Source organism: Methylobacterium sp. 2A (assembly GCF_009806555.1).
Lineage (GTDB): Bacteria > Pseudomonadota > Alphaproteobacteria > Rhizobiales > Beijerinckiaceae > Methylobacterium.
Window position 1 is genome coordinate 276,790 of record NZ_VUOK01000018.1, and the last position, 14,300, is coordinate 291,089.

At 70.9% G+C, this 14,300-nt stretch carries 12 protein-coding genes; 2 read left to right on the forward strand and 10 right to left on the reverse strand.

Features of this window, described 5'->3' with window-relative positions:
- Nucleotides 1–39: 39 nt before the first annotated feature.
- The 3 genes from eda to FVE89_RS09630 all read right to left on the reverse strand — a co-directional run bounded on the left by eda (nucleotide 40) and on the right by FVE89_RS09630 (nucleotide 3,850).
- Nucleotides 40–669, reverse strand: coding sequence for a bifunctional 4-hydroxy-2-oxoglutarate aldolase/2-dehydro-3-deoxy-phosphogluconate aldolase (eda, locus tag FVE89_RS09620; protein WP_202130690.1), 630 nt, complete (start codon nucleotides 667–669; stop codon nucleotides 40–42).
- 22 nt (nucleotides 670–691) lie between these two features.
- Nucleotides 692–2,518, reverse strand: coding sequence for a phosphogluconate dehydratase (gene edd, locus FVE89_RS09625; RefSeq protein WP_160533797.1), 1,827 nt, complete (start codon nucleotides 2,516–2,518; stop codon nucleotides 692–694).
- 210 nt (nucleotides 2,519–2,728) lie between these two features.
- Nucleotides 2,729–3,850: an asparaginase gene (locus FVE89_RS09630; RefSeq protein WP_160533798.1), complete on the reverse strand. Its 1,122-nt coding sequence runs from the start codon at nucleotides 3,848–3,850 to the stop codon at nucleotides 2,729–2,731.
- Nucleotides 3,851–4,022: 172 nt separating this feature from the next.
- Between FVE89_RS09630 and FVE89_RS09635 the strand changes: the two genes are divergently transcribed.
- Nucleotides 4,023–4,235: a hypothetical protein gene (locus tag FVE89_RS09635; protein ID WP_160533799.1), complete on the forward strand. Its 213-nt coding sequence runs from the start codon at nucleotides 4,023–4,025 to the stop codon at nucleotides 4,233–4,235.
- Between the two features lie 63 nt (nucleotides 4,236–4,298).
- Here the strand turns inward: FVE89_RS09635 and FVE89_RS09640 are convergent, their stop codons facing one another.
- The 3 genes from FVE89_RS09640 to FVE89_RS09650 all read right to left on the reverse strand — a co-directional run bounded on the left by FVE89_RS09640 (nucleotide 4,299) and on the right by FVE89_RS09650 (nucleotide 8,617).
- Nucleotides 4,299–5,624: an MFS transporter gene (locus FVE89_RS09640; protein WP_160533800.1), complete on the reverse strand. Its 1,326-nt coding sequence runs from the start codon at nucleotides 5,622–5,624 to the stop codon at nucleotides 4,299–4,301.
- A 144-nt stretch (nucleotides 5,625–5,768) separates the two neighbouring features.
- On the reverse strand, nucleotides 5,769–7,172 hold the full coding sequence (locus FVE89_RS09645; protein ID WP_160533801.1) for a sigma-54 dependent transcriptional regulator: 1,404 nt from the start codon (nucleotides 7,170–7,172) through the stop codon (nucleotides 5,769–5,771).
- Nucleotides 7,157–8,617, reverse strand: coding sequence for an ATP-binding protein (locus FVE89_RS09650; protein ID WP_160533802.1), 1,461 nt, complete (start codon nucleotides 8,615–8,617; stop codon nucleotides 7,157–7,159). The genes FVE89_RS09645 and FVE89_RS09650 overlap by 16 nt, the downstream gene beginning before the upstream one ends.
- Before the next feature lie 465 nt (nucleotides 8,618–9,082).
- Between FVE89_RS09650 and FVE89_RS09655 the strand changes: the two genes are divergently transcribed.
- A complete protein-coding gene (locus tag FVE89_RS09655) occupies nucleotides 9,083–9,484 on the forward strand; it encodes an Hpt domain-containing protein (RefSeq protein WP_160533803.1) in 402 nt (133 codons plus the stop codon).
- Here FVE89_RS09655 and FVE89_RS09660 read toward each other — a convergent pair.
- From FVE89_RS09660 to FVE89_RS09675, 4 genes are all read right to left on the reverse strand, one after another.
- Nucleotides 9,421–10,626 (reverse strand): HWE histidine kinase domain-containing protein, encoded by a 1,206-nt coding sequence (locus FVE89_RS09660; protein WP_160533804.1) that lies wholly within the window; start codon nucleotides 10,624–10,626, stop codon nucleotides 9,421–9,423. The two genes, FVE89_RS09655 and FVE89_RS09660, sit on opposite strands and share 64 nt — an antisense overlap.
- 254 nt (nucleotides 10,627–10,880) lie before the next feature.
- Nucleotides 10,881–12,512 carry an AarF/UbiB family protein gene (locus FVE89_RS09665; RefSeq protein ID WP_160533805.1) on the reverse strand — a complete coding sequence of 544 codons (1,632 nt, stop codon included), beginning with the start codon at nucleotides 12,510–12,512 and terminating at the stop codon, nucleotides 10,881–10,883.
- 201 nt (nucleotides 12,513–12,713) lie between these two features.
- Nucleotides 12,714–13,415, reverse strand: coding sequence for a substrate-binding domain-containing protein (locus FVE89_RS09670; RefSeq protein WP_160533806.1), 702 nt, complete (start codon nucleotides 13,413–13,415; stop codon nucleotides 12,714–12,716).
- 51 nt (nucleotides 13,416–13,466) lie between these two features.
- Nucleotides 13,467–14,300, reverse strand: a complete 834-nt coding sequence (locus FVE89_RS09675; protein ID WP_160533807.1) for an NAD(P)-dependent oxidoreductase — start codon at nucleotides 14,298–14,300, stop codon at nucleotides 13,467–13,469.

Consider the following 14,300-nt stretch of genomic DNA (forward strand, 5'->3'; position numbering starts at 1 on the left):
CCCGCGGTGGGGGAGGGAGCCCGCACGGCTGGTTCTGCGTTACGCCGCCTTCCGCAGCGCCGCAGCCGCCCGCGCCGCCTGCTCGATCGCCGCCGGATCGGGCGCACCGGGCTTCACAACCCAGCTGCCGCCGACGCAGAGCACCGACGGGAGCGCCAGCCAGTCCGGTGCCGTCGCCTCGGTGATTCCGCCGGTCGGGCAGAACCGCGCCGCGCCGAACACCGCCGCATGCGCCTTCAGCGCCTTGATGCCGCCCGCGGCCTCCGCCGGGAAGAACTTGAACCGGTCGAGCCCGTAATCGAGCCCGCGCATGAGGTCGGCCGCGGTGGCGACGCCCGGCAGGTAGGGCACGCCGTTGGCCTTGGCGGCGTCGGTCAGCGGCTCCGTCAGGCCGGGGGAAACGATGAATTCGGCCCCCGCCGCCAGGGCATTCTCCAGATCGCGGGGGTTGAGCACCGTCCCGGCGCCCACCACCGCGCCCTCCACCCGGGTCATCTCCCGGATCACGTCGAGGGCGGCGGGTGTCCGCAGGGTGACCTCCAGGGCGGTCAACCCGCCCTTCACCAGGGCCTCGGCGATGGGCCGCGCCTGGGCCACGTCGTCGATCACCAGGACCGGAATGACGGGCACGGAGCGCATCAGCGCGTCGATGCTGGTCAGATCGTTCATGATCGGCAACTCCTGTACGGTTTCAGAGGCCGGCGGCCGCGAGCATGGCGGAGGCGCCGCGCTCCGCCGTGTCGGCCCCCTGGCGCATGAACGCGAACAGCTCGCGCCCGGTGCCCAGACTGGGTGGCGGAGCTTCGGCTTCGGGGCGGGCGGCGAGTTCGGCCTCGTCCACCAGCACCTCCAGCAGACCCTCGGCGGCGCTGAGCCGGACGATATCGCCGTCGCGGATCCGCCCGATCGGCCCGCCGCCCAAAGCCTCGGGGCTCAGATGGATGGCGGCCGGGACCTTGCCGGAGGCGCCCGACATCCGGCCGTCCGTCACGAGGGCGACCTTGTGGCCGCGGTCCTGGAGCACGCCGAGGGGCGGGGTGAGCTTGTGCAGCTCCGGCATGCCGTTGGCCTTCGGCCCCTGGAACCGGACCACCACCACGACGTCCCGCTCCAGCTCGCCGGCCTTGAACGCCTTCAGCACCTCGTCCTGATCGGAGAACACCCGGGCCGGCGCCTCGATGGTCCGGCGCTGCTCCTCGACGGCGCTGGTCTTGAACGTCGCCCGGCCGAGATTGCCCTTCACCAGCCGCATGCCGCCATCCGGCTGGAACGGGTTGTCGGGACGCCGCAGCATCGCGTCGTCGAGGCTTTCCGCCACGGCGTCCTCGAAGACCAGCTCCTCGCCGTCGAGCTTCGGGTCGCGGGCGTGATCGCGCAGGGACTGGCCCGCAACGGTGAGGATGTCGTCGTGCAACAGGCCGGCATCGAGCAGCGCGCTCATCACGAAGCTCATCCCGCCCGCGGCGTGGAAGTGGTTCACGTCGCCGGAGCCGTTCGGGTAGACCCGGGCGATCAGCGGTACGGCGCTGGAGAGCCGGTCGATATCCTCCCAGTCGATCACGATGCCGGCGGCGCGGGCGATCGCCGGCAGGTGGATCGCGTGGTTGGTCGATCCCCCCGTGGCCAGCAGGCCGACCGCCGCGTTCACGACCGCCTTCTCGTCGACGCAGAGGCCGAGCGGCCGGTAATCGTTGCCGGCGCCGCCGATCTCGGTGAGCCGGTGGATCGCCGCCCGGGTCACGGCCTGCCGCAGCTTCGTGCCGGGATTGATGAAGGACGCGCCCGGCATGTGCAGGCCCATCATGTCCATCATCATCTGATTGGAGTTGGCGGTGCCGTAGAAGGTGCAGGTCCCGGCGGAGTGGTAGGAGGCGGATTCGGATTCGAGCAGCTCCGCGCGGCCGACCTTGCCCTCGGCGTAGAGCTGGCGGATCCGCTGCTTCTCCTTGTTGGCGAGCCCCGAGGGCATCGGGCCTGCCGGGATCAGGATCGTCGGCAGATGGCCGAAGCGGAGCGCCCCGATCAGCAGGCCGGGCACGATCTTGTCGCAGATGCCGAGCAAAGCCGCGCCGTCGAACATGCCGTGGCTGAGCGCCACCGCGGTCGAGAGCGCGATCGTGTCGCGGGAGAACAGCGACAGCTCCATGCCGCTCTGCCCTTGCGTGACCCCATCGCACATGGCCGGCGTCCCGCCCGCGACCTGCGCGGTGGCGCCGCGCTCCCGGGCGAACAGCTTGATCTGCTCCGGGTAGCGCCCGTAGGGCTGATGGGCCGAGAGCATGTCGTTATAGGCGGTCACGATGCCGATGTTCATCGTGGTCCGCTCGTCGCGGATCGCCACCTTGTCCTCGCCGGCGGCCGCGAAGCCGTGGGCGAGGTTGCCGCAGGCAAGCTTGCCGCGCCGGACCCCCGCCTCGCGCTCGCGGGCAATCAGGTCGAGATAGGCACGCCGGGTCTCGCGGGAGCGCGCCACCACGCGCTCGGTGACCGCCGCGACCTCGGGATGAAGCTCGGTCATGCTGATTCCTCCAGGCTCGGTGCCGACGGGCCGGGTCGAGGCCGCGATTCGGCTCGGCGCCAGGGCCATGTCGGTTGCCGGTACTTAAGCTGTGTGCTGCGGGATGTAACCCGGCCGCGGCGCGGACTCTCCCTCCCCCGCAGAGGGGGAGGGAGACCCGCGGTGCCGGCGCCTCACGTCTCCAGCAGAGGCTTTTCGCCTCGGATCGTCTCAATACTCCCAGAAGATGCGCTGCAACTCCTTGGTGTCGCTCGTCTTGGTGAGCGCCACCGCGGCCAGGATCTTGGCCTTGGCGGGGTTGAGATCGTGCGCCACAACCCAGTCGTACTTGTCGTCCGGCTGCTCGGCATTGCGCAGGACCAGCCCGTCCGGCACGCGCGAGGAGCGGATCACGATCGTGCCCTTGGAGCGGATGTCCTTGAGCTTGTCGACGAGGTAGCCCGCCACCGAGCCGTTGCCGGTGCCGGCATTGACGATCGCCTTGGCGCCCGCCTGGACCTCCGCGTCGTAGACGCCCGGGATCATGTTGCCCGAGCCGTAGACGATGCCGACGAGCGGCAGGCTGTCGATCGTGTCGATGTCGAACTCGGATGTCGTGTTGTGGCGCTTCGCCAAGCTGCGGAAGAAGTAGGTCTTGCCCTCGACCACCATGCCGAGCGGCCCCCACTGGCTGTAGAAGGCGCTCGGCACGACGTTGGTCCGCTTGTTCACGTCGCGGCCGCACTGGATGGTGTCGTTCATCGTCACGGTGACGCCCTTGCCGATCGCCTCCTTGCTGCCCGCCACCGTCACGGCGTCGAGCAGGTTGAGGGCGCCGTCGGCCGAGATCGCCGTGCCGGGCCGCATCGAGCCGACCACCACGATCGGCTTGTCGCTCTTCACCACGAGGTCGAGGAAGAAGGCGGTCTCCTCCAGCGTGTCGGTGCCGTGGGTGACGACCACGCCGTCGACGTCGTCCTGCTTCAGGAGCTGCGAGACGCGCTTGCCGAGCTGGACGAGCTGGGCGTCGGTGAAGCTCTCGGAGGCGATCTGGAAGACCTGCTCGCCGCGCACGTTGGCGATGGTGCTGATCTGCGGCACGGCCGCGATCAGCTTGTCCACCGGCACCTTGGCGGCGGTGTAGGTGGCGCTGTTGGCGGCGTCCGCGCCCGCGCCCGCGATCGTGCCGCCGGTGGCGAGGATCACCACGTTCGGCTTCCGGGCCTCCGTCGCCGCTCCGGCCTCCGGCATCTCGCGGGCGAGTAGCGGGCTCGCTCCGCAGAGGCTGGTCAGGGCCAGCGCGAAGGCCGCTCCGCGCAGGGACAGGGCCGCGCCGCTTCGGCAGACAAACATGCGGTGATCCTCGAACTGGGATGAGGTTGGCGAGTCGGGCTCGACGCGGCGATGGTAGCCGCGCGGATCGGTCAGGCAAGGATCGTGCGGGCCGCCGCGGTGCACACGGGCCTGGATCGTTACGCAAGCTCGAGCGTTAGGATCGGTTGCCGTCCGATCGGAGGTAAGCCCCATGCTGCATCTCGCCAGCCTGCTGGAGGAACTTGAGCGGAGCGAGCCCGCACGGGCCGCCATGGCCATCCTCGAAGGCTCGCTCGCCCGCCGCTCGCCGGAAGAGCAGGGCGCGTTCTGGCGCGCCGTCGATCTGTATTACGTCTCGCGCAAGGCGCCGCCCGAGGCGACGCAGCCGGTCGAGATTGCGCCGGAGCTCGCCGCCGCGTCGTGATTCACGGAGCGCCGGCTGCTGGGGCGACGTCCTTGCGAGCGGAGCGCGCGCTCCTCTCCTTCGTCAGGCGCTCGCGGGAACGGCCGGCGGGAGCGTGCCGCCGCTCTCGGGCTCGCTGCCGGCGGCGGCGCCCCCGCGGGTCTCGGGCATGAGCGTGAGGTAGAGCGCGAACCCCAGGGCCGCGATGGCGGCGAGCGCCAGGAAGGCCGTGGAATAGCCGGCCGACACGATGATCACGCCGGCCAGCGTGGCGCTGAGCGAGGCGCCGATCCCCTGCGCGGTGGCGACCGCGCCCTGGGCGGCGTTGAAGCGTCCGCCGCCGCGGGTCAGATCGGACACCACGATCGGGAATAACGCGCCGTAGATACCCGCGCCGATGCCGTCGAGGAGCTGCACGCCGACCAGCCAGAACGGGTTGTTCGACAGGGTGTAGAGCACCCCGCGCAGGGCGAGCACGCCGAAGGCCGCCAGGAAGATCGGCTTCCGGCCGATCACATCGGCCTTGGCGCCCACGAAGATCGCCACCGGCACCATCACGCATTGCGCCGCCACGATACAGACGGCGATCAGCGAGGTCGCGTGATCCTTGCCCGACAGGTGCGTGAGGAGCTGGCCCACCGAGGTCAGCATCGCGGCGTTGGCGAGGTGGAAGATCGCGCAGAGCACCGCGAAGAGCAGCAGCGCCTTGTTCTGCAGCAGGGTGGCGAGGCCGGAGGGTTTCTCCTGCGCGGCTTCCTCCTCCTCGGTCATGCCCCGGGCGAGGTCGTCGTCGATGGCGTCGGCCGGCACCATCAGCATGGCGCCGATGGAGCAGGCCGCCAGGATGCCCATGAGCCAGAACACCACGATCGGCCCGAAGAAATAGGCGAGGCCGCCCGCGACCGCGGCCGAGACCGCGTTGCCGGCGTGGTTGAAACCTTCGTTCCGGCCGATCCGCTTGGCGAACATCTTCGGGCCGACGAGGCCGAGGGTGATGGCGGCCAATGCCGGCGGGAAGATCGTGCCGGCGACATGCGCGATCGATTGGGTCGCGGTCACGACATAGAAGTTCGAGATGAACGGCAGGACCAGGCAGCTCGCCGTCACCGCGATGGCGCCGCCGATCACCACGGCGCGCTTGTGGTTGGTGGCGTCGATGAAGGCCCCGGCCGGCGTCTGCGCCACGAGGCCGAGGATGCCCGCGATGGTCATGACGAGGCCCGTGGTCGCCTCGTTCCAGCCCTGGTCCGGCCCGCGCACGGCGATGAGGTAGATGGCAAGGTAGGGGCCGAGCCCGTCGCGCACGTCGGCCAGGAAGAAGTTGAGGGCATCGAGGCCGCGCAGGGCCTTGGTCGAGGGGGTGCGGGTCCCCGCATCGGCGCCCGTCGCGCCCATCCTGTTGGTGCTCATCCCGATCCGCCCCGATCAAACGGACAGGACCGCCGGAATCCGGACGGCCCGTCGCTCGCGGTGCTCGACGCCTGCACCGATCTCCGGTTCCTTCAGAAAGAGGATCGCACCTGCGCTGTGCACGATTCCCGCGCGGGCGAAGGGTCAATCGGGGTCGAGGACCTGGATAGCGTCAGGATTCCCGACATCGGCTGTTGGATCAGGCGACAGATCGGCGCCCGGTGTGCCGAGGCCGTAGCGCTCGATCTTGGCGTAGAGCAGCTGGCGCTGGATCCCGAGGCGGCGGGCGGCGCCGGCGCGGTTGCCGTCGGTCTCGCGCAGGGCGGCTACGATCATGGCGCGCTCCAGGCGGGCGACGGCGCTCGGCAGGTCGCCGGACAGCCAATCCGTCGCGGGGGCGTCCCCGCTCCGCCGGTCAGGCCGGTCCGACGGCAGGTCGAGATCCCCGGCCGCGATCACGCCGCAGCGGACCAGGACCGCCGCGCGCTCGACGACGTTGCGCAGCTCGCGGACGTTGCCGGGCCAGTCGTGGGCCAGCAGCCGGGAGGCCGCGCCCCGATCGAGGCGCTTGCCCGATCGGGCCAGAAAATGTTCGGCCAGCGGGACGATGTCGGCGAGGCGCTCGCGCAGGGGCGGCAGGGCGATCGGCACCACGTTGAGGCGATAGTAGAGATCGGCGCGGAACCGCCCCTCGGCCACGAGCGCCGGGAGGTCGCGGTGGGTTGCGGCCAGGAGGCGGACATCGACCCGCGCCGGGCTGCCGCCCAGAGGCGTCACCACGCAATCCTGGATGACCCGCAGGATCTTGGCCTGCATGGCGGCCGGCATATCGCCGATCTCGTCCAGGAACAGCGTCCCGCCTTCGGCCCGGTGGAAGGCGCCGGCGCGGTCCGCCGCCGCCCCGCCGAACGCTCCCCGGACATGCCCGAACAGCTCGCTCTCCAGCAGGTCTCCCGGGATCGCCGCGCAGTTCACCGGGACGAAGGGGCGCGCACGCCGCCGGGAGAAGGCATGGAGCGCGCGGGCCACCTCCTCCTTGCCGGTGCCGGTCTCGCCCTGGATCAGCACCGTGGCGGCGGTATCGGCCACGAGGCCGATCGTCTTCTGGACCCGGCGCATGCCTTCGCTGGAGCCGATGAGGCCCGGATGGCCGGCCGGGGCATCCGGGACGGCGCCCTCCGAGCGGACGGCCTTGAGCATCCCGTCGAGGGCGGCGGCGAGGTCGGCCCGGCCGATCGGCTTGGTGAGGTGGTCGTGCGCGCCGAGGCGCATCGCCTCGATGGTGTTGGCCGGGCTCGCGAAGGCGGTCAGCACGGTCACGGGCGGCCGGTCCGGCAGGGCGCAGATCCGTTCCAGCGTCGCCATGCCGTCGAGGTCGCCGGGCATGCGCAGGTCGAGGAGCACCGCCGAAACCTCGCTGTCCTGCAGCCGCACCAGCGCCTCGGTGCCGGAGGCCGCCGAAAGCGGATTGTGCCCGAGGTCGGCCACCGTCTCGGCAAGCCCCTCGCGCAGGGCCGGGTCGTCATCGACGATCAGGATGGTTGCCATGGCAGATCCAGCAGGAAGGTGGTCTCCGGCGCGGTCTCGTCCAGCCTGACCTCGCCGCGATGGGCCAGCGCGATCTCGCGCACGATCGCGAGCCCAAGCCCGGTCCCGTCCGCGCGGCCGGTGGCGAAGGGCTCGAACAGGTTGTCGCGGATCGCCGGATCGACACCGGGGCCGGTGTCGCCGACCCGCAGCCGCAGGCGGACGGCGCCATCGACCGTGACCCGCTCGGCGGCGAGGCAGACGCGGCCGCCGGGCGGCGTGCTCTGGAGGGCGTTCAGCAGCAGGTTGTCCAGGGCGCGCGCGACCTGAGCCCGGTCGATATGCGGATGGTCATGCTCAGGCAGTCCGTCGGCGGCGATCACGACCTGCACCGCGCGGGTACCCGCGAGATCCTCGTGCAGGCCGGTGCACGCCCCGAGCAGCGGCGCGACTGCGGTCGGCGTCCGGGTGAGCGGGCGCGCCTGCGTCAGGTTGAGCAGGTCGCGCAACAGCGTGTCGACCCGCGCGATCTGGCCGAGCACCGTGCGCAGGGCCGAGGTCGCGCGGTCCGGATCGCCGCTGACCAGGGCGTTCTCGGCCTTCAGCCGCATCGCGGCGATCGGATTGCGGATCTCGTGGGCGATGCTCGCCGCGAGGCGGCCCACAGCGGCCAGGCGCTCGGCGGCCACGACGCGGCCGCGCGCCTCCCGCAGCCGTCCGCCCGCCGCATTGAGGGCATCGACCAGGCGGTCGAATTCCCGCTCGCCCGTGGGGTCGAGGCGCGGCAGGTCCTCGCCGTCCGGCCGCGGCGCCGAGAGGGCGCGCTCCAGCCGGGCGATCCGGTCGGAGAAGCCATAGAGGAACCATCCGAGAAAGGCCGCCGAGCCCAGCACCGTGGCGGCCAGGAACCCGAGCCCCGCCACGAAGCGCGTGTAAGTGGGGCCGTCATTGACGTGGGCGCGCCCCATGGTCCACGCCGTCAGTCCGGGCTCCGGCCCGCGCAGGGGGCAGGCCTGGAGCAGGAGCACCTGCGTGCGGCTCGGCCGGTTGAGCGAGACGGCGTGTCCGGCCCGGAGCGCCTGGGCATTCACGGCGGCGATGGTATCGCGCTCGGCGGCCGGAAGATCGGTCTTCGGACCCGTGCCCTCGTAGGTGGGATAGGCATAGGCGATCGACCCGGCCTTGGCGCTCCAGATGCCGCCCTCGACACCCGGAACCCCGGCGAGCGCGGCTTCGACGACCGTGGCGAGATCGGCTTCGCCGGCAGCCTCCCGCAGGCCGACCAGGGCGGCGTACCGGTCGATGATCTCGCGGCAGGCCCGCCCCACCGTGATGTCCGTCCGGGCCACCTGGACGCCGGTCGACTGGGTGTAGACGCCGAACATCAGGTAGGCGGTCGCGATCGCCGAGGCGAGCAGCAGGATCCACAGGGCGAGGAGCCGGGCGCGCAGGCTGTAGGCCGTCACGGCGGCGCTCGGTCGAACACGGCGCAGGCTCCCCGGACCTTCGCCCCTTGTCGTAACCGGTTCCGAGAGGGCTCTCCGCCGAAGTGGAGGCCGGTTCGGCGGAGAGCGCGCTGCGACAAAGGCTTAGAGCCGCGCGCGCTTGCAACGCGATCCGGCGCGGCTCCAAGCATCGGCAGCCTGCCGGACCACTCGGCCGAGGAACGGAGGCGATACACGTTCAAAGTTCGTCCTTGAAAGGAATACAACTTTTCGTCGTCATAGTGGACGCAGCCAGCTTTTCGCCGCCGGAAAACGGCTCGACACGGTGAGATGCCCACCGGACTCTTGAACTTGGTGGCCGCGACTGCTGACTGCGTCGAAAAGTTGACACACCAGCGCGCCATCGGATCTGTCAACCCGATCGTGAGATTGCGCCGCTCGGCCGCCGGCCTCGGATCGCCATCGGGGCCCTGACGGAGACGGACCGTGTCCCAAGCGCTGGTGAATCGAGAGACGCTCGACGAACTCAGCGCGGTGATCGGTCCGGAGAAGCTGGCCGGCATCGTCGAGCGGTTCCTGCTCGGTCTCGCTGGCGCGATCGAGGAGGGGGACCGCAGCCCGGACGATTACGGGCGCGAGGCGCACACACTCGTGTCGATGTCGGGCATGCTCGGCTGCGACGCCCTGTCCCAGGCCTGTCGCACGGTCGAGGAAGCCGCCACGACAGGACTCGACCTGACGGAGCCCCTGGCCGCCCTGCGCAGGCTGCGCGATCAGACGGTCCTGGCCCTGCAGGATCTGGGCGCCGTCATGCCCCGCAAAGATCAGCCCGCGATCACCGCCTCCAGCGGCGCCTCGAAGGTCAGCACCGCCCCTTCCGGCGGATAGGTCAGCAGCGCCGAGCCGCCGAAGCCGTGGACGAGGCTGCGGGCGATGAGGCGGGTGCCGAAACCGCTCCGGGTCGGCGGGCTCACCGGCGGACCGCCGGTCTCCTCCCAGCGGAAGCGCAGCCGCGGGCCGCCCTCCGCGTCGATCACCGTCCAAGTGATGCAGACCTTGCCGCCGGCCGCCGAGAGCGCGCCGTACTTGGCCGCGTTGGTCCCGAGTTCGTGCAGCATGAGAGCCAGGGTCAGGCCGTGGCGCGGTCCCAGGGTCAGGTCGGCGCCTTCGACCCGGAAACGACCGGTCATCCCGTCATCGTGCAGCGAGATCGCCCCCGCCACCAGACCGAGCAGGGACGCCCGGGCGAAAGATCCCTGAAGCAGCACATCGTGCGCGTTCGCCAGCGCCAGCAGTCGTGCCGCCAGCGCCTCGCCGGCGGCTTCCAGCGAGACCGCGTTGCGCATGGTCTGGGTCGCCACCGCCTGAACCATGGCGATCGTGTTCTTCATCCGGTGCGCGAGTTCCTGCATCAGCAGCGTCTGATGCGCCTCCGCGAGCTTCAGCTCGGTGATGTCGCGTGAGACCGTGAGGATGCGCTCGGGGCTGCCGGGCGTCGCGCCGATCGGCGTCACGGCCACGTCCCACCACCGGACCGCTTGGCCGGCCTCGATCTGCGCCTGGAACCGGCTCGGCCGGCCGAGGCGTGCCCGGTCCAGGGCGGCCGACGCGGCCTCGCGATCCTCCGGCCGGGTCCACACCTCGAGCCAGGGGCGGCCGATCGCCTCCGCTTCGTCCGGGACGCCGGACAGCGCCGGACCACCCGCCGAGGCGGTGATCAGGTATCCCTCGCAATCGAGCAGTTCCAGATAGTCGTTGGAGGCCGGTGGCTGTGCGGAAGGCTTGAGGCCTGCGAGCGGCGCCCGGCTCTCCGGTGCTGCGGCAAGCGGTCGCTCGGCAGCGACCCGGCCGGACTCGACGCGGCTCGCCGCCTCGATGATGCGGGCGAGTCGGCGGCTGCGCTGCCGCTCCCGGTCGGCCTGCGCGCTGGCCTGCGCCAGCAGGTTGCGCAGACGGGCATTCTCCGCCTCGAGCATATCGAGGCGCCGCTCCGCCCCCTCGACCCGCGGCAACACGATGACCGCTTCCATCGCCCGCCCCCTCGTCACCCCGGCGGCGCGCCCGTGCGCACCGCAGCAGGTCCACCGAGGCGCAGGCGCGGCGACGCCGGATCGAGCCGGAGGGCACCGGCGGCTTGCGCCGCTTCTGATGCCCAATCCCGGTCCGCAGCCCTGCGAATCGTTGGATGGCTCAGGCTACCATGACGGTCGGGATAATCAATCGGAACCTGTATTCGCCGCCGGGCTAAAACTTATGATGCGATCCTGTTCTGCGAGGAAGACAGCTATTTGTTGCGCATCAGCAGAACGAGCCAGCCGATCCCGAGCACGAAGATAATCAAGCCGATCGAGACGAAGACCGGCGTGCCGAGGTCGATGAGGCGGGGCGCCAGCTGGGTCGCGAAGGCCGCCACCACCAGGGCCACCGCCACCCGGGCGGCGGCGCGCTCGATGCCGCGGGTGACCTTGTCGAGCCCCTTCACCTCGATCTCGACCGTGACGCGGCCCTGCTTCAGGCGCACCAGCATCAGGTGAATCAGGGTCGGCAGTTCCGAGGCCGCGCCGTAGAGGCCGACGCCCAAAGCCTCGGCCTTCTGCTTGAGGGCGGAGAGCGAGAACTGCGTCTGCATGCTGGCCCGCACCGTGGGGCCGGCCGCCGCGAACAGGTCGAAATCGGGATCGAGGTGGCGCATCACGCCGTCGGCGGTGACCAGCCCCTTGAACAGGATGGCGAGGTCGGTCGGCATGGCGAGGTCGTTCTCGCGGGCCATGTTCATGAAGTCGGTGAGCACCAGCCCGAGATTGAGCGGGATCGAGGAATGGCTCTCCACGAAGGACTGGGCCGAGACCTGGAGGCGGGTCAGGTCCGGGTTGCTGGTGCCGGTCCAGTCGAGCAGCACCGCCATCAGGCCGTCCGCATCCTGCTTGAGCATCGCGCCGATCAGCACGAGGAGCTGCGACCGGCGGCGCTGCGACAGGCGGCCGATGATGCCGAAATCGATGAAGCCGATTCTGTTGCCCGGCAGCGCCAGCATGTTGCCGGGGTGCGGATCGGCGTGGAACACGCCCTCGATCAGCGCCATCTGCAGGAAGGCGTCGGTGCCCTTCTGGGCGAGCAGCTTCTTGTCGAGGCCGGCCGCGCGCAGCGCCGCGTCGTCGTTCGGCGGGATGCCGTGGATGAAATCCTGCACCAGCACCCGCTCGGAGCAGTATTCCCAGTGGATCTTCGGGAAGACGATGTCGTCGCGGTCCTCGAAGATCTGCGCCAGGAGCTCGCAGTTGCGCGCCTCGTTGAGCAGGTCGAGCTCGCCGTTCAGCCCGTCGGCGAGGTGGCGCATCTGCTCCCGCGGCTGATAGCGGGCCATGTCGGGCCACTCGTTCTCGACGATGCGGGCGCCGTGCGCCATCAGGCGCAGATCCGCCTCGATGATCTTGCGCAGGTTCGGCCGCAGCACCTTGACGATGACGTCCTCGCCCGAGTGCAGCCGCGCCCGGTAGACCTGCGCGATCGAGGCCGAGGCGATCGGGCTCGTGTCGAACTCGGCGAAGACCTCCTGGGGCGGGGCGCCGAGATCCTGTTCGAGCTGCGGCCCGATCTGCTCCCAGGAGACCGGCACGACCTGGCTGTGGAGCTTCTGCAGCTCCTCGGTCCAGGCCGGCGAGAGGAGATCGGGGCGGCTCGCCAGGACCTGCCCGAACTTGATGAAGGTGGGGCCCAGCGCCTCGATCGCCCGGCGCAGCCGCTCCGGCTCGGACAGGCGGGTGACGTCGACCCGCGGCTGGCGGCGCGGCAGCAGGGGCAGGTGGCGCAGGCCGAGCCGATCCACGACGCGGGTGACGCCGAAGCCGATCAGGATCGTCGCGATCTCCGAGAGCCGCTGGCGGTCGCGGGCGGCAACGAAGGCGGTCTTCAGCATGGAGGGCGCGATCCGGTCGGACGGGATTGGGCGTCCGGACAGCACGAGCATAAGGACTTTTTTGCGGTCGCGTCCCGGTCGATGTGGCCGCGCCAGCCCGGATCGGCAGGCGGTGGGCCGGGCCCGCGCCGGATTGCCTCAGCGCTGCGGTGCGGGTGCCGGCCGCGTCGGCGGATCGCCGCTTTGGATCGCCCCGGGCGGTCAGAAGGCCGGTTCCAGCCCGCTCGCCCGATAGGCCTCGGCGGCCTCGGGCGTCGTCAGTCCGGCGAGGAAGCGCGCGGCGCCGTCCCGGTCGGTCGCGCCCCGCAGGATGGCGGCCGCGAAGGTCGTCACCTCCTGGACCGGCTCGGGGAAGGGCCCGACCACCTCGATCCCCGGCACCACCATCAACTCGCTGATCTGCTGGACCGCGATATCGGCCTCGCCCGAGACGAGTTTCTCCGCCGTGAAGCCCTGCGGGATGATGGTGGCCTTGGCGTTGACCGCCTCGGCGAGGCCGAGCCGCGGCAGCAGGCCGGCGAAGTAGATCCCGCTGGCGCCGGTGCGCGAATAAGCGACCGAGCGTGCCGCCGTCAGCGTGCGCTTCAGCGCCTCCACGGTCACGATGTCCGGGTGTGGTGCACCCGCCTTCACGGCGATTCCGTAGCGCGAGCGTACCGCGTCCACGCGGGTTTCCGGCTCGACCCTGCCCGCCGCAATCAGGCGCTCCATGGCGTCCGACAGGACCAGCACCGCGTCGGCGGTCTCGCCGGCCTCCAGCGCCTTCATGATGACGGTTGTCGGCGCCCAATGGATCGCCGCCCGGCCGCCCGCCGCCTCGAAGGCCGGGATGACGTGCGCGTCGAAGGCGCCGCGCACCACCAGGGCGCATTTCAGGCGGGTCGCGGTGTGATCGTCGCGCATGTCGTGTTCCATCGATCCATTAGCTTTGAGTGGGCGCGTTTCGTGTCCGGATCAGGATTTCCCCGGATCCCCGCGCGAGTAATCGAGCCCCGTGAACCCGCCGCCCTGGTAGCGCTCCACCACCGGGTTGCCGCTCGTCTTGCCCTCCAGCGCCTGAGCGTAGGGATCGGCGCTGTCCTGCGGCGCCCAGCCGATCGTGTCGCGGCCGTCTTTGCCCCACCACGTCATGCGGCTGTTCTTCGAGGCGCCCCAGATCACGGCCGTCCCGTCGGGGCCGAGGCTCGGCGCCAGGGTCGCGCGCATCACGAGGCGGGTCAGGTCGGCGTAGGACAGCCATGTGGCCAGCATCCGGGCGTCGGTGGGCTCCGGGAAGCACGAGCCGATCCGCAGGAAGACGCTCTCGACCCCATGCTTGTCGCGGTACAGGCCGCCCATCAGCTCGCCGTAGGCCTTGGACAGGCCGTAATAGCCGTCCGGCTTCAGGGCGCAGTCGTCGTCTAGCGTCTCGGACCGCTCATGGAACCCGATGGCGTGGTTCGACGACGCGAACACCATCCGCGCCCCCTCCCGCCGGGCCGCCTCGTAGGCATGGTAGAGGCCGCGGATATTCGGGCCGATCACCATCTCGAACGGGTGCTCCACCGAGATCCCGCCGAAATGCAGGATCGTGCCGCAGCCCTCCGCCAGCCGTAGGATCGCGGGCCCGTCCTCGAGGTCGGCGAGCCGGAAGCGCGCGCCCTCCGGCAGCGGATCGGGGAAGGGGACCCGGTCGGTCAGCCGCAGAGCCCAGCCGGCCTCCCCGAGCGCGCGGGTCAGCACGCGTCCGAGGGCGCCGGAGGCGCCGGTCAGCAGGACGGGTCTTTGCGGGACGGTCTCAGCGCTCAT